This is a genomic window from Weissella cibaria, from assembly GCF_004521965.1.
In the GTDB taxonomy this organism is placed as follows: Bacteria; Bacillota; Bacilli; order Lactobacillales; family Lactobacillaceae; genus Weissella; species Weissella cibaria_A.
Genome location: NZ_SDGK01000101.1, coordinates 23,579 through 40,118, shown reverse-complemented (window position 1 = coordinate 40,118; position 16,540 = coordinate 23,579). Strand labels below are relative to the sequence as shown.

General features: G+C 42.4%; 11 protein-coding genes and 2 pseudogenes. 12 read left to right on the top strand and 1 reads right to left on the bottom strand.

Translation table 11 applies throughout. The features are described from left to right. Positions 1–140: pseudogene (locus tag EST42_RS11670) on the bottom strand (ISL3 family transposase); the annotation flags it as partial. A 302-nt stretch (positions 141–442) separates the two neighbouring features. Between EST42_RS11670 and EST42_RS10400 the strand changes: the two are divergent. The 12 genes and pseudogenes from EST42_RS10400 to EST42_RS10345 all read left to right on the top strand — a co-directional run bounded on the left by EST42_RS10400 (position 443) and on the right by EST42_RS10345 (position 16,510). Continuing rightward, positions 443–1,675: an FtsW/RodA/SpoVE family cell cycle protein gene (locus EST42_RS10400; protein ID WP_134645346.1), complete on the top strand. Its 1,233-nt coding sequence runs from the start codon at positions 443–445 to the stop codon at positions 1,673–1,675. Beyond that, positions 1,672–1,983, top strand: coding sequence for a YlbG family protein (locus EST42_RS10395; protein ID WP_134645345.1), 312 nt, complete (start codon positions 1,672–1,674; stop codon positions 1,981–1,983). The genes EST42_RS10400 and EST42_RS10395 overlap by 4 nt, the downstream gene beginning before the upstream one ends. Further along, positions 1,983–2,537: a 16S rRNA (guanine(966)-N(2))-methyltransferase RsmD gene (gene rsmD / locus EST42_RS10390; protein ID WP_134645344.1), complete on the top strand. Its 555-nt coding sequence runs from the start codon at positions 1,983–1,985 to the stop codon at positions 2,535–2,537. Before EST42_RS10395 ends, rsmD begins: the two co-directional genes overlap by 1 nt. Before the next feature lie 2 nt (positions 2,538–2,539). Then, entirely contained in the window at positions 2,540–3,019 is a 480-nt protein-coding gene (gene coaD, locus EST42_RS10385) for a pantetheine-phosphate adenylyltransferase (protein WP_134645343.1), read from the top strand. Position 3,020: 1 nt separating this feature from the next. Beyond that, a complete protein-coding gene (locus tag EST42_RS10380) occupies positions 3,021–4,076 on the top strand; it encodes a SepM family pheromone-processing serine protease (protein WP_167711264.1) in 1,056 nt (351 codons plus the stop codon). A 163-nt stretch (positions 4,077–4,239) separates the two neighbouring features. Next, positions 4,240–5,574 carry an MFS transporter gene (locus EST42_RS10375; RefSeq protein ID WP_134645342.1) on the top strand — a complete coding sequence of 445 codons (1,335 nt, stop codon included), beginning with the start codon at positions 4,240–4,242 and terminating at the stop codon, positions 5,572–5,574. A 65-nt stretch (positions 5,575–5,639) separates the two neighbouring features. Then, positions 5,640–6,089, top strand: coding sequence for a universal stress protein (locus EST42_RS10370; protein ID WP_134645341.1), 450 nt, complete (start codon positions 5,640–5,642; stop codon positions 6,087–6,089). 310 nt (positions 6,090–6,399) lie between these two features. Then, entirely contained in the window at positions 6,400–8,313 is a 1,914-nt protein-coding gene (dnaG, locus tag EST42_RS10365) for a DNA primase (protein WP_134645340.1), read from the top strand. 15 nt (positions 8,314–8,328) lie between these two features. Further along, positions 8,329–9,462 carry an RNA polymerase sigma factor RpoD gene (gene rpoD, locus EST42_RS10360; protein ID WP_134645339.1) on the top strand — a complete coding sequence of 378 codons (1,134 nt, stop codon included), beginning with the start codon at positions 8,329–8,331 and terminating at the stop codon, positions 9,460–9,462. Between the two features lie 374 nt (positions 9,463–9,836). Beyond that, positions 9,837–10,788, top strand: a pseudogene (locus EST42_RS10355) (DMT family transporter). A 121-nt stretch (positions 10,789–10,909) separates the two neighbouring features. Further along, positions 10,910–12,124, top strand: coding sequence for an MFS transporter (locus EST42_RS10350; RefSeq protein ID WP_134645338.1), 1,215 nt, complete (start codon positions 10,910–10,912; stop codon positions 12,122–12,124). 390 nt (positions 12,125–12,514) lie between these two features. Beyond that, positions 12,515–16,510 carry a glycoside hydrolase family 70 protein gene (locus EST42_RS10345; RefSeq protein WP_280633890.1) on the top strand — a complete coding sequence of 1,332 codons (3,996 nt, stop codon included), beginning with the start codon at positions 12,515–12,517 and terminating at the stop codon, positions 16,508–16,510. Positions 16,511–16,540 lie beyond the last annotated feature (30 nt).

Here is a 16,540-nt window from a genome sequence, read left to right as displayed (position 1 = left end):
GCGATGTTTTGTGGTAGGTAATGGCAATTTGTTTTGTTGTAAACGAATAAGCCTTCGGCTGCGCGCATGACAGTTTGCGTTGATACGTTGTTGTCTAAAGCGATGTGCTTTTGACTAACATTTTCACTCAGATCCATTGCAGAGTTGTTCTGCTTTTGGATCAAAATCGACATTTAAGTCTGTTAATCCAATTAAAATTCTGATATCGTTGTCCATGTTGGGATATCCTTTCGAGGGTATTTTGGGCAGACTGGTTGCAGGTGGTCTGCCTTTTTTTATTTTTACACCAAAAAACAAAAAAAGGTACCAACAACCAATCGCGTTAGCGAGTGGTCATCAGTACCCAATATTTTAGAACCGTAATTTCATGAAGCCCTGAGAGGAACTGCTAGTTTTGTGCTAAAATTATAGGAGCAATTAAAGACAGTAAAGGGGTTCTCCTATGCAAAAAATTAATGCACGGCGGGGCAGTCTATCTGTCTTTTGGCGTGAAGTGTTAAAAATGATTGTGAAACAAATTAAATATATGGACATCCAGATGTTAATCGCAATCGTTGCCGTGATGGTCTTCGGGACGGGAATGGTATTCACGTCGAGTACTAACATGGCAAGTGGTTCCGCGTTAAGCTTTTTTGGGAAACAAGTCCTTTTTGCAATTATTGCATTGATTGCAATGATTGTGATGACTATTATCCCAATTCGGTGGCACTCAAAAGGTGTCAGTAAGCTAATTGTGTTGTCAGTTTACATTTTAATTGGTGTTCTGATTTACACACTCCTATTTACTGACCCAGTGTCTGGGGCCAAGGGATGGATTAATTTTGGCTTTCTATCATTTCAACCGGTCGAATATTTTAAAATTGCTTTGATTTTGTGGTTCGCTTACCGATTTTCACATCGGCAACTTGATTCAAGTCGGGCCTGGCATAGTATTCGTGAACGATTGAACATTCATGACATTTTGCCACCGCTGTTTGGTGTTGGTTTATCGGTTGTGATGCCTGACATGGGTGGCGCGGCTATCTTAACATTTATTATTCTGACAATGGTCTTTACGTCCGGGATAAAAGTAAGGGGCTTAAGTTTCTATATTTTGGCAATTGTTGCCTTTTTGGTTGCGTTGCCGTATCTGCTACCGGTAATTAGTAAGACGGGCTTGATGGTTTACCAATTAAAACGTTTGGAAACATATGCCAATCCCTGGGCTGATTTAGACAGTGGTCACCAATTGATTAATTCTTACTATGCTATTAGTAATGGTGGCCTATTTGGACGCGGTCTTGGTAATAGTATTCAAAAGACGGGGTATTTGCCAGAACCGAATACCGACTTCATTATGGCGGTGGTTGGCGAAGAATTGGGGGCTGTGTCAATTTTGATTGTGTTAGCCGTATTTGGCTTCATCTTATGGCGGCTCATTCACTTTGCACTCCAGACACCAAGCATGCAGTACCGTTTGATGTTGTATGGTATTTCTGCGTATATCACCATTCAAATTTTGATTAATTTAGGTGGAGTTGTCGGATTGTTACCAATTACCGGGGTGACCTTCCCAATGATTTCATATGGTGGATCATCATTATTGTCATGGGGAATAACGTTTGGCATTGCATTTAATGTCATCGGTTTGATTAAACAACAACAAGAATACGAAAAGGAGCGTGCGTCGGTATGACATTTGAAGTTACCCAGCGGCGCAGTGTCATTGTCCACCTAAAGAATGTGCGACAGGCACGCCAATTACGACGCTTTGGCGTGGTGAGTTATATTTCAGAAAAAATGAAATATGCTGTCATTTATATGAATGAGGCTGATGTCACAACAAAATCTGCGTTGATTGAGCGATTGGGTTTTGTATCAGCAGTAGAGTTATCACACCGGCCAGACGTGGATACCACTGTAGGTAGCCAAGGTGACGGCTTTGAATTATCTGTTGATCCATCAGAATTAGCTGATGAACCAGCTGAAGAAGAGGAATTATAATGCGTATTGTTAGTGGAGAGTTTGGCGGTCGCCCTTTAAAGGCGGTCCCAGGTGATGCAACGCGACCAACGACAGATAAGGTTAAGGAAGCTATTTTTAGCATGATTGGCCCTTATTTTGATGGTGGACGTTCATTAGATTTGTATGCTGGTTCAGGTGGCTTGAGCATTGAAGGCGTGTCACGAGGCTTAGATGAAGCGGTATTGGTTGATCGTCAGTTTGCAGCGATTAAGACGATTAATGACAACATTGCGGTTACAAAGGCACCAGAAAAATTTACAGTTATCAAGAGCACAGCAGACGCGGCCATCCAAAGTTTGATGGGATCGACGCCATTTGATGTCTTATATTTTGACCCACCATATGCTAAGCAAACTATTTTGGCTGATTTAACCAAGTTGCAAGCTGCGAACTTGATTGCGCCGGATGCTTTGGTTGTTGCAGAGACGGATCAGTTCGCGAATTTACCAGAGAATATTTCAGGGTTTAGTTTCATGAAGCAGAAAGATTACGGCATCACTGTTGTGACGCTTTATCAATATGAGGGGGAGTAAATATGCGTCGGGTATTGTTTCCGGGAAGTTTTGATCCATTTACAAATGGTCATTTAGATGTTGTTCGTCGTGCGTCGAATTTGTTTGATGAGGTGGTTATCGGCGTTGGTACAAACAAAATGAAGAAGTATTTATTTTCTCCTGAAGAAAAGATTCGGTTAATTGAGGCGTCAACGGTTGATTTACCTAACGTATCAGTACACGAAATGACGGGCCTTACAGTTGACTACATGAAAGAAATTGCAGCTGATACATTGGTGCGTGGTTTGCGTAATGAAACGGATTACTTGTACGAACGTGATATTGCAGAAATGAATCACTATTTGGGTACAGTTGAAACTGTTTTTTTGATGGCACGACCAGAACACCAAAATATCTCTAGCTCAATTTTGAAAGAAGTTGTCAGTTCCGGAGCTGACGTACATGATCTTGTGCCTGCGCCAGTAGCCGTCGCTTTAATTGAAAAAGTGCAGGGGAAGTAATATGGCGAAAGCAACCCATAAGAAACGACGTTGGCTTAAAATATCCGGCATTATTGTTGGCATTTTGATGTTGTTAGGTTTAGTTTGTCCATTACCTCTGTATGCTGAAACGCCTGGAGAAGCTGATAACTTGAGTCACTACATTAAAGTCGATGGAAAAAAGCCAAAACTTGATGGTCAGTTTATGATTACAGCAGTTTATATGTCGCAAGTGAACGGCATTGGTGCTATCATGGCTTGGCTAAATCCAACAGCTTCGCTGATGACATCTTACGAAGCAAATGGTGGTGGTTCATCTATAGATAACGCAGCCGTTAACAAGATTTATATGGATTCAGCTGTCAACGAAGCTAAGGCGACGGCCTATAAAGCAGCAAAAATACCTTTTAACCGTTCTTTTAACGGTATTTACGTGATGGCAGTTCAAGACAATTCTAATTTTAAAAAGGCTTTAAAAGTGGGGGACACGATTACTTCGGTTGATAATCATCACTTTAAATCAGCAAAGGGATTTCAGGATTACATTCGCTCAAATAAAGTTGGTACGAAACTAACAATTTCTTATGAGCGAAATAAGAAAGCTAAACAGGCAACTGGGAAATCCGTAGCATTAGCTGGTACTAAAAAGTTGCCAGGAATTGGTATTGCACTGACAGATGATGTGTCGGTTAGTTCGTCACGTAAAGTTTCGGCCAACATGGGTGATATCGGAGGCCCATCTGGTGGCTTGATGTTTTCGTTGGAAATGTTTGACGCCTTGTCGGATCAAAATCTAGCAGCCGGTCGTAAGATTGCTGGGACGGGTACGATCGATAAAGACGGTAATGTTGGTGAAATTGGCGGGATTGATAAGAAAGTTATTGTTGCCCATGAGGCGGGTGCGAAAATTTTCTTCGCACCATATTTAAAGCCAACTAATCGTAACCTAGCGCTGGAGTCAGACGGTCTAACTAATTATCAATTGGCTGTTAAAACGGCCAAGAAATATGCACCGAATATGAAGATTGTGCCGGTTAAGACTTTCGATGAGGCAGTTAAATATTTGCAAACTCATTAAATTAATGAATGACTGTGTGTTTTGACAGGGTTGAAAAATTCTGTTACTTTAGTACAAGTTGTTTCGTACAGATAGCTCGTTAAGAGCCGAACACAGAGGCGTAACATCATTGCGATTAGCAGTGATGTCGCGCCTTTTTTATTTTTTAGGAGGTCGATTGGAGATGCAAGCAAAGGAATGGCACGTACTTAGAGCTGTACTGGCTGCCGGAATTATGAGTTTTAGTGGTGTTTTGATTGAAACGTCAATGAATGTCACGTTCCCTGAGTTGATGCATGAGTTTAGCACAACAGCAAATGGTATTCAGTGGGTAACAACGGGTTATTTACTTGCGATTGCAGTTATTGTACCGGTATCTGCATTTTTGATTCGAAATTTTGCGCCACGCCGACTTTTTATTATTGCAAATTTAGCATTTATTCTAGGGGTGCTTATTGACGCCTTTGCGCCAAGTTTGGGTGTTTTGCTAGCTGGACGTGTTTTACAAGGTATCGGAACAGGAATCGCACTACCGTTGATGTTTCATATTATCCTAACTAAGTCGCCTAGTGATCGACGGGGCGTGATGATGGGGATTGGGACGATGACAACCTCGATTTCCCCTGCCATCGGACCTACATATGGTGGTGTAATGCTTAATAGCCTTGGATGGCGTGCTATTTTCTGGTTTTTGATTGTACTTTTAGTTATTTCACTGGTGATGGGATTAACAAGTATGCCCATTGAATCAGTTGAAAAAACTGAAAAATTTGCCTTGCCGGCCTTTATAACACTGGGATTCGGCTTGGGGTTATTGTTAATTGCGATTGAAAAGATGTCAATACTATGGATTGTCATTGCTTTGGTTGTGTTGGTCATTTACTACCAATTCAATAAGCGCCAACCCTTGCTTCGTTTAAGTATTTTGCGTAACCGTAAATTTAATGCCTATCTTTATAGCTTTTTGGTTTACCAAGCTATTTTACTGGGGCTATCATTTATTCTGCCGAACTATTTGCAACTTGGCTTGCACGTCAGCGCCACAGCTGCCGGATTGTTTATGTTTCCTGGGGCTGTGATTGGTTCAGTTTTGGCGCCAATTTCTGGCCGCTTGTTAGATCAGGTGGGTGCTACAAAACCAATTTTGCTGGGTGTAACGATTGCGACAATCGCTTTGTTGCTGATGGCGGGATTGTTTGGCCAATTAAACTTCTGGTTGCTGATGGCAGTGCACATGTTATTGATGGTCGGAATTGGACTGTCATATGCCAACCTAATGACAATTACGTTGGCAACGTTGCCTAGTGCTGATAATGCCGATGGTAATAGTATCTTGAATACATTAACCCAGTTTATCGGTGCCAGTGCCACAGCGGTCGTTGCACAAATTTTTGCGAGTGCTGTTGCAGCGTATGCAAATACTGGGGTCGTCCGTGGATCGCAAATAGGTGTGGTCGTATTAGCAGTACTTGTTGTTGTATCATTAGTTGTATTTATAATTAATCGTCCACAAAAATAAGCTGAAATTCAACTAAATACACGGTATAATACGGATAGGCAATTAAAGCTACGGGGGACAGTAACATGACAATAGAAAATGAGTTGGATTATCCCATTATATTGGCAGCTGTGGACGATTCTGAGTTAGGTCAATTAACCTTGGCTAACGCTATCCACCAAGCCCATGAGGATGGCGCGGTGTTGATTATCGCATCTATTTTTGAAAAAGATCAGTTAAATGTGTTCGATGCGCTTTCGAAGGAGCGCACGACTGACGCGCGCGCTGATGTCGAAAATGCCTTGAAACGATACCGGCAAGAGGCCCTCGATGCAGGTGTAAACACGGTCGCAACTGTCTTGCGTGACGGTGAGCCGGGTAAAGTGATTGTCCGTGACATTATTCCGGTTATTAAACCTAATTTGATTGTGATCGGGGCACATTCAAAACGATCGCTTTCTGATCGCTATTTTGGGACACAATCCGGTTATGTTGCAGCAAATGCGCCGGTTACGGTCATGGTTGTACGGCAATAAATAAAAAATCATCTAACTGGGGGACCGGTTAATAAATTTGTAAAAGACACTAATTGTTTGTTTGAGACAATTGGTGTTTTTTTCTAGCGGTGTTTGTTAAATGAAGGAATCCCAAGACAGTAGATATTTCACTATAAAATGTAGGACACTTTAGGATCCTGAAGTTTACATAATATTTTATACAAAAATGAAAAATGTTAATATACCGGCCTTTGGCTAGATTATAGGGGCTTGACAAGTTACTTGCATATTGTACGTTCCGGCGTATAATAATAAGAGCTGGAAAAGTTCATTTTAAGAGATGGGGGTGATGATTATCGCAACACGTATTCCAGAACACCTTGTCGAAGAAATTCGCGAGCGTGTCAACATTGTTGATGTCATTTCGCCATATGTACAACTGAAAAAGCAGGGGCGTAATCTGTTTGGACTGTGCCCGTTCCACGATGAACGTACGCCCTCGTTTTCGGTTAATGAAGATAAGCAAATTTATCACTGCTTCTCATGCGGGCGTGGGGGGAACGTGTTTAGCTTTATCATGGATATTGATAATGCAACGTTCCCACAAGCGGTTGCAAAGGTCGCACCGTTTGCGGGCGTTGACCTTGATGAATCTTACACGGCAGATAAGCCAACTGAAACAGTTGATCCACAAACAAAAGCCTTACGATCACTGTATGCAGATGCAACGAAGCTATACCATCATTTACTCGTTAACACCGACGCTGGTGATACCGCGCTGACGTACTTACACGATCGTGGTTTAGATGACGGAACGATTGATGCCTTTATGTTAGGGTACGCACCCGAAAATGATGTTTTATACAATTTTTTCAATGAACAGGGTGTGGATTATCAATTATTGCGAGCATCTGAATTATTTATTGAGTGGGACGATGGGTCATTGCATGACCGTTTCACGAATCGTGTGCTATTTACAATTCGTGATGCTGTGGGATACCCAATCGCTTTTTCTGGACGCCGTTTATCGAATGACGATTCACAGGCCAAGTATATAAATTCGCCAGAGAGTCCGCTATTTAATAAGTCGCAAGAATTATTTAATTTGGATTTGGCGAAAGGTGCTATCCGTAAGCAAAAACAAGTTGTCTTATTCGAAGGATTTATGGATGTCATTGCCGCATTCCAAGCTGGTGTTCAAAATGGTGTTGCCTCAATGGGAACATCTTTGACAACGGAACAAGTCCAGGTTCTATCACGAATGGCCGACAAGATTAGTATCAGTTATGATGCTGATGACGCTGGGCAACGGGCGACAAAACGAGCGCTCGACTTAGTGGCACAGAACGTTAAAATGGAAGCCACGGTTGTGCACATTCCGGACAACCAAGATCCAGATGACTTTTTACGCGCGAATGACGTGTCAGCATTTTTGAATGTGTTATCACATAATACGGAAGATCCGATTGCTTTCAATATCCGTTATTTACGGATGGGTCGTGATTTAACAAATCAAACAGAAATGTTTGCCTATGTTAGTGATGTACTAGGCACGATTGCAACTGTGACCGAACCGGTTATGCGCGAAGCCTACTTGCGCCAAATCGGTGAGGAGTTCAATATCGGTTTGGACGCCTTACAGGATCAGTTACGGCCGTTGTTGTTGCAACAACAAGCTCGGCGGTCTAATCCGCGACGCTCGAATAATAATCGCCCACGCCAAAGCGAGCGAGTTACTGATACTAATTTTGGTGCGGCACCATATGATGAATGGCAAGATAGTGCGCTCGCGCCTGTTCCAGCACCGGTTGCGCCGACAATTTCGCGGGTTGAAAAAGTTGAGCGAATGTTGCTAGCTTGGATGTTGCAGGATAATGATGTTTGGCTACAAGTAACCAACACACCAGATTTCACTTTTGCCGATGTACCGTATGAAACGATTATGATGCTCGCGTCAGGTTACCGATCAGAGCATGGTAACCAGCCAATCACCGATATGGCGGGCTTTATGGACTATGTACAGAAAGCTGATTTGACCAGAATACTGGCCACGTTGGATACTTACGCGCCTGAATTATTCACTGATCGTTCGCAAGTTGATGAATATATTCAATTTATTAGTCATGACGCACCATTATCTGATAAAATTAATGGGTTACAACGACAAATTAAAGAAGCTAATCAAATGCACAATGATGCATTAGTTGCTCAGCTAAGTGTTGAATATTTGGCTGCGCTTCGTGAGAAACAAACACACAAGTAACTTAAGGAGGCCGCTATGGCAGAAAAGCAAGCACCTATCTCAGCTAAGTTTGATCAAGTTGAGTTTGATAAGGCAGTGAAGAACATCATCAAGGAGTTCAAAGCTGATAAAGAAATCAAGGAAAATGCCCTCCAAGATGCTTTGGTTAAGCCAATGCGTTTGAATGCTGATCAAATCGATGAATTATACGAAAAGATCGAATCCGCAGGAATCTCAATTGTTGATGAAAAGGGAGAGCCAACTGCGCGTTCATTGGAAAATAAGAAGACTAAGTTGTCAGAAAAGGAGTTGAAGCAAGCTGCTGATGCGCCAACTGGCATGAAGATTAATGACCCCGTCCGAATGTACTTGAAGGAAATTGGTCGTGTTTCATTGCTGACTGGTGACGAAGAAGTTACTTTGGCCGAGCGTATTGAGCAAGGTGATGAAACGGCCAAGCAAGAATTGGCAGAAGCTAACTTGCGTTTGGTGGTATCAATTGCTAAGCGTTATGTTGGTCGTGGTATGCAATTCTTGGACCTGATTCAAGAAGGAAACATGGGATTGATGAAGGCGGTTGAAAAGTTTGATTACCGTAAGGGATTTAAGTTCTCAACGTACGCCACATGGTGGATTCGTCAAGCGATTACACGTGCAATTGCCGACCAAGCTCGTACAATTCGTATTCCTGTGCACATGGTTGAAACGATTAACAAGTTGATTCGTATTCAACGTAACTTGCTACAAGACTTGGGACGCGAGCCAACGCCAGAAGAAATTGGTGCCGAGATGGACATTGTAACAGACAAGGTTCGTGACATCTTGAAGATTGCGCAAGAACCTGTATCATTAGAAACACCAATTGGTGAAGAGGATGACTCGCATTTGGGTGACTTTATTGAAGATAACGAAGCCATTTCACCTGCAGATTCAGCCGCTTACCAAATGTTGAAAGAACAGCTAGAATCAGTACTGGACACGTTGACGGATCGTGAAGAGAACGTTTTGCGTTTGCGTTTTGGTTTGGAAGACGGTCGTACACGTACGTTAGAAGAAGTCGGTAAGGTATTTGGGGTTACGCGTGAGCGTATTCGTCAAATTGAAGCTAAGGCACTTCGTAAGTTACGCCATCCGTCACGTTCAAAGCAATTGCGTGATTTCTTGGATTAAAATTAAAAAAATGAGCCGGGGCGAATGCCTCGGTTTTTTAGTAACACCAGAATACTTATTTTTCACAGTTAAAAACATACCAAGTCAGGTATTTTTGTTTTGAGAATGACTGATAAATGCAAAAAAGCGTTGCTGATTAATCACTAACACCAAAAAGAATAGAACTCTTTGTTGATTCGTTGAAACACTTAACGGAAAACACTTCACAAGCTTGTGAAGTATTTGTGCGGATGCGTTTATTGAAAATACTATTAATACAAGACATGTTAATTGATAAAGAACCAAATCTCACAAATTTGTTTGCTCAAAATGGTTTCATTTCATTTTTAAAGAACTACAATAATAATTATAAGTAAGTTTCTGGGAGAAGAATTGTGGTTCTTGTATTTTTAGGTTTGTCGTTCTTTGCTGGTTTTGTGTTGACAAACCAAAAACTAATTAACGCTAACATGAAGAAGGTGGTCGGTTCACCATTCATTTCAGCGGCAAATTCATTTTGATTGGGTCAATATTTCTAGGCGTTTTGAGTGCGGTTATGTCACATCGCGTGCTCCCATCAGGAATTTCATCAGTTCAAATCCGGCTTGGATTTGGCTAGGTGGTGTGTTAGGTGCTGTCTATTTGACGTCGAACGTGCTGCTATTTCCACGCTTGGAAGCAATTCAGACTGTTATTTTACCAATTTTGGGTCAAATTTTAATGGGTACGCTTATTGATACCTTTGGTTGGTTTGGCACGGAACAAACGCCTTTAACATTAATGCGCGTCACCGGGTTGATTGTGTTTATTGTTGGTGTTGTTGTGGCAGTTGTATTGCTGAACGTTCTAAACAAGGATGTGGAAGTAATGGATAAGGCCATTCAGGAGAGTGAAACAAAGCCGGTCTTGCTTGGTTGGCAAATCTGGGCCATTTTTACTGGAACATTGTCAGCAAGGCAGCAGGCGATTAACGGTCACTTGGGAGATTTGTTGCAAGCGCCAGTGCAAGGCTCATTTATCTCATTCTTTGTTGGGTTTATCTTGATTACGATCGTTGCTTTAGTCGTTGATAAGCGCTTGCCTAAGGTTTCTGAGTTAAAGCAGGCCAAGTCATGGAACTGGATAGGTGATATCTTGGGTGGTCTATTCGTCTTCGCCAGTGTTTTGTCAGCGCCAAAGATTGGCGCCAGTTTGACGATTACGATGGGCTTGATTGGTCAAATTGTTGGTTCAATGTTGGTACAACAGTTTGGATGGTGGCGTTCAGCCAAGGCTAGTGTTAACGGTATTCAAATTTTGGGTGTTGTTGTGATGGCTGTCGGTATTGTCTTCATCAAGTTTCTTTAATTAATACGATTAGAAAAGATCGTGTGTGGTAATGTTACTGGGCACATGGTCTTTTTTTCGGTGTTACTGGTGAGTGCGCTATGATACACTGGAGAGAATTATAGGTAGGAGGTGAACTGATATGATTGAAAATGATAAGCGCTTAGCGAAATTTAGTTTTCCACTGCTTGCGTCGAATTTTGCTTCAGTGTTTGGCGATGGGGTCTATCGGTTTGGCTTGAATTGGTTTTTAGTGTCTAGTTATGGCAATGCAAAAATTTTGGGTTGGCTAACGGGTTTTGGCTTTTTGGTTTACTTATTAAATGATGTTTATGTTGGTTCAGTACTGGATCGCTTTAATCGTAAATGGGTATTGTTGGGCGCAGATTTATTTGGTGCCATTGGGGTGTTAACATTATCGTTGTTGATCGATTCGACTAAGCCGCAGCTATGGGTGTTGTTCTTTCTAACTTTCATTTTGAATGTGGATGTCTCATTTGCGTATCCAGCTGCGCGCGCAATTTTGCCAGATGTCATTAAGTCGAGTGCCCTGGCCCGGTTTAACGCATGGGCAAGCGCTGCCTTTTCGACGGGACAAGCGTTTGGACCACTAGTTGGTGGTCTGTTGCTTCACTTGAAATGGATTAACTTGCAAACATTTCTACAGTTGTTTGGTGTGATGCTCGTCATCACAGTCTTGTTGAACTTGGCTATTAGATATCATCCACAACCCAAAGATCCCAATACGCTATCTGAGCCATTTCTAGCTAGTTTGGTGGGCGGTTACAAATATGTGTTGTCTCAACCAAAATTGTTTGAATCGATGTTGCTAACGATGTGGAGTAATTTCTTCTTTGAAGGATTTATTATTGCGATGCCATTTCTGATTCAGCACAATTACCGCGGATCTGCTTCGTCATATTCTACGGCATTAACTTTGGCTGCAGTTGCAGGCATCATTGCGGGCATCATTTTGGCCCGCTTACCAAAATTTAATTCGTTAAATACGCTTTATTGGGATTTATTTATTCTAGGTGGGGCTTTTATCATCGGCACATTCATTCAAGAAATTTGGGTGTTTATCGGTTTGGTTATTTTGAACGGATTCGCTCGAGCGTCATTTGTTATTAAGATTAATACAGTTCGTCAACAAGAGAGTGCACCAGCATACTTGGGACGAGTATTTGGTATTTCCTTCTTTGCGACAGATTTATTTGCTCCAATTATAACAATTGCGTTTGGATACGGGGTATCTGAATTAGGTGAATGGACGGTCTTTTTGCTTGGCGCGATGATGGTTGTCGGTATGCTGGCAATTAAGATTATTAGTAAACGACATGCGCAACATTTCAAATAACATAATATTTTTAAGGTCGATGATTTGACAGTTAGTAACTGGCAAATCATCGGCTTTTTATTTATTTGGTCTGTTAATAATGGTGGTTTGTGAAATATCAAAAATTTATTTTCGTATACTTTTGATATTTTAAACATATTAGATTTACAGTTGTAAACTAAAGGGGACTCCAGGAGCTAATGGTCTGAGTAAAGAGGGGGTACTGGGACTAAATGTAATTAAGATAAAAGCCTCGATTTGAATGACCGGACAGATTATACCTGCATATGAATAAAATGGAACCGGTTCTATAATGACATTATGAAAAAATTGACAGAGAGATTATTCACGCGTTAAGGTGAACTCTACACCAAGGCCTTGGGGATATGAATAGAATACGGGGATATAATTTTGCAAGACGAGTTACAGAAGTTTAGGAAAAAGATGTACAAATCCGGAAAGCTTTGGGTAGCTGCCGGTGCCTTGTTTGTTGGGTTAGCATTCGTTGGTAACGCGCAGGCTGATACTGTATTACCAAATGAGCAAAGGCTAACGGAGATGACACAGGCTAGCAATGACATGGGTGTCACCAAGTCACCAGAATCAGCGTCGCCAGTACAGTCAGGCAGTTCTGTCACAAGTGATTTGCCCGACAGCGTAAGCATCACGGTTGATAGCGCAAGTACAAGTGCGGTAAGTGATACCACAAGCGCAAGTACCGTGAGTGATAGCGTGGCTGCGCCATATGCTGGATCGCAGTTTGCGATCTCCTCTGCGCCAATGTCATCAGCGGCTGTTAAATCGTCACTAAAGGCAACAACTAGCGATGCCGCTGGTAGCCAGTCATTGGCGGTAACGAGTACAAATGTTAGTTCGGTTGCAACGAATAGTTCAGCATCTTCAGTCAAAACAGCCACGAGCGAATCAGCAGTGATCAGCAGTGCAGTGTCAGATGGTTACCATGATGAAGGCGGTGATTGGGTCTATTATCGAGCTGGGAAAAAGTTGGTCGGACAACAAAAAAATTATACGTTTGAGGTTTACTTTGACGCCGATGGCAAACAAGTCAAAGGTGATTGGCGTGAAAGTGACGGTCAACGAGCATACTATGATGGACAAGAAGGACGCGCGTTGACACAAACGCAAGCAGTTAATGGCGTTATCTACGGGTTTAATCAAAATGGTTATCAAATCAAGAATGATTTCGGCCAAACAGCCAATCGAGATACGTATTACTTCAATGGACAGGGTAATTTCGAAACGGGAATTCAGACAATCGCAAACAAGGTTTATGATTTTGATGAACAAGGTCGGATGTTGAAAGGAATTGCTGCGTCAGTTGATGGCAAAATGACGTATTTTGATGATCAAACGGGTGTTGCGCAACCGGCTGATCATCCTGAATTTAATCCTGAAACGGAACCGGTTCCTGATAGGAATATCAAGCACAATGTAGCGCATGGTACGACACCGGAAGATTTTGATACGATGGCTGGTTACCTGACGGCTGACACTTGGTATCGTCCAACAGATATTTTGGAAGATGGTGAGACATGGCGTGAATCGCAACCAACTGAATTTCGACCATTGTTAGCAACTTGGTGGCCAACAAAACAAACCCAGGCTGATTACGTGAACCACATGCATCACGCATTAGATATGGTAGATAAAAATGTGTCAGCCTCTGATTCAGAGGCCAACCTGACTGCGGCAACCGATGCTATTCAAGCGGCTGTTGAGCACCAAATCACAGTACGCCAATCAACAACCTGGTTACGTGAATTAATGGCTGCGTTTGTCGTGACACAGCCTCAGTGGAATAAAACAAGTGAGGCTGTTAATGATGATCATCTGCAAGGTGGGGCACTAACATTTGAAAACAATGGCGACACAGATGCCAATTCGAATTATCGCCTTATGAATCGCACACCAACAAATCAAACTGGTGAGCGCTTGTATCACATTGATGACTCACTTAGCGGTTATGAATTCTTGCTGGCCAATGACGTTGACAACTCAAATCCACAAGTTCAGGCAGAACAGTTGAATTGGTTGTACTACTTGATGCATTTTGGGGAGTTTACGGCTGATGATCCAGATGCAAATTTTGATGGGGTACGAATTGATGCGGTCGATAATGTCGATGCTGATTTACTTCAACTAGCGGCTCAATATTTCCGGGATGCCTATGGCATGGCCACGAATGATGCGACATCAAATAAGCATCTTTCAATACTTGAGGATTGGAGCCATAATGATCCGGCCTATATGCAAGCGCATGGCAATGATCAATTGACGATGGATGATTACATGCACACACAGTTGATTTGGTCGTTAACCAAGTCAGAGGCACAACGCGGTACCATGGCACGATTTATGGACTTCTATCTCGCCAACCGAACCAGTGATGATACAGAAAACACGGCGCAACCTAGTTATTCATTTGTACGTGCCCATGATAGTGAAGTGCAAACAGTCATTGCTGAAATCGTGACAAAACTGCATCCTGAAGCTGGAAACGGGTTAATGCCGACAGAAGAACAAATGGCTGAAGCGTTTAAGATTTACAATGCGGACCAAAAGAAGGTCGTTAAGACTTACACGTATTACAATATGCCATCTGCATACGCCATGCTGTTAACGAATAAGGATGTTATTCCACGGATTTACTATGGTGACTTGTACACGGATGATGGGCAATTCATGGCAACAAAATCACCTTATTTTGATGCAATTTCAGCCATGTTACAAGCACGTACAAAGTATGTTGCTGGTGGACAGACGATGGCGGTTGATCAGCAAGATGTCTTGACTAGTGTTCGGTTTGGTAAGGGAGCGATGACGGCCAATGATTTAGGAAATGCTGAGACCCGGACTGAAGGTGTGGGATTGATTGTTAGCAACAACCCCAAGTTGCAACTGGGACAGCAAGATAACGTGGTGCTACACATGGGACTAGCACACGCGAATCAGGCATTCCGAACGGTCGTACTGACGACAGCGACTGGATTAACCATCTATAATGATGATGATGTCCCAATTCGTTATACCGATAATAAGGGTGATTTAATTTTTAATAACCACGACGTATATGGCGTGTTGAATCCACAGGCGTCAGGCTTCTTGGCGATGTGGGTGCCAGCTGGTGCACCAGCGACACAGGATGCACGGTCTGCTGCGTCAACAAACAATTCAACAGATGGATCGGCATACCATTCTAATGCGGCTTTGGATAGTCAAGTGATTTTTGAAGCCTTTTCGAATTTTCAGGCTATGCCAACAAGCCATGACACATACACCAACGTCGTATTAGCCAATCATGCTGACCAGCTACACGATTGGGGAATAACTTCTGTGCAACTAGCCCCACAATACCGTTCTTCAACTGACGGTACCTTTTTAGATGCGATTATCCAAAATGGCTATGCCTTTACGGACCGTTATGATCTAGGGTTCGGTACGCCAACTAAATACGGGGATGATAAGGATTTGCGCAACGTCATCAAAGCGTTGCATGCAAATGGCATGCAAGTAATGGCTGATTTTGTACCTGACCAATTGTATACCTTACCTGGTAAGGAATTGGTACAAGTAACCCGAACAAACAATATGGGGGAGCCAGATACATATTCTGACATCCAACATATTTTATATGTGACGAGTACTCGTGGTGGCGGTGAGTATCAGAAACAGTACGGTGGTGAGTTCCTTGAGCGCATACGTGGACTATATCCTGATTTGTTTACGACCCGTCAAATTTCAACTGGACAAACCATTGATGATTCAGTAAAAATTAAAGAATGGTCAGCTAAGTATTTGAATGGTACCGCAATTCAAGGTCGTGGAGCGGGTTATGTACTGCGCGATAATGGTACTAATGCTTACTACAAGGTAACGGCAAATGGCGGTAATGTAAACTTGCCAAATCAATTACTCGGGCAACCGGTGATGACAGGATTTTATCATGAAGCAGATGGTTATCACTTTGAAACATTGAGTGGTACATCGGCCCGAGATACCTTTATTATGTATGACAATGGGAAACTGTATTATTTTGATGCTCAAGGCGTCATGGTAACAGGTAAGCAACGTGTCCACCAGGATCAATATTGCTTCTTGCCAAATGGTGTTGCTTTGACGGATGCTTTCTTACAAACGGCTGATGGCCAACGTCAATACTATGATAAAGCAGGTCGTCTGGTCATTAACCAATATGTTACTGACCATCAAGCAAATGCGTTCCGGGTTGATGCAGACGGTAACGTTGTCCGCAACCAAGCCTTAACCCTTGATGGTCATGAACAATATTTCGGCACAAACGGTGTCCAAGCAAAAGCAGTGCTCATTCGAGCTGATGATAATCGGGCACACTACTATGAAGCTAATAGTGGTAATCTCGTGAAGTAACAGTTTATCCTTGATACAGATGGGCATTGG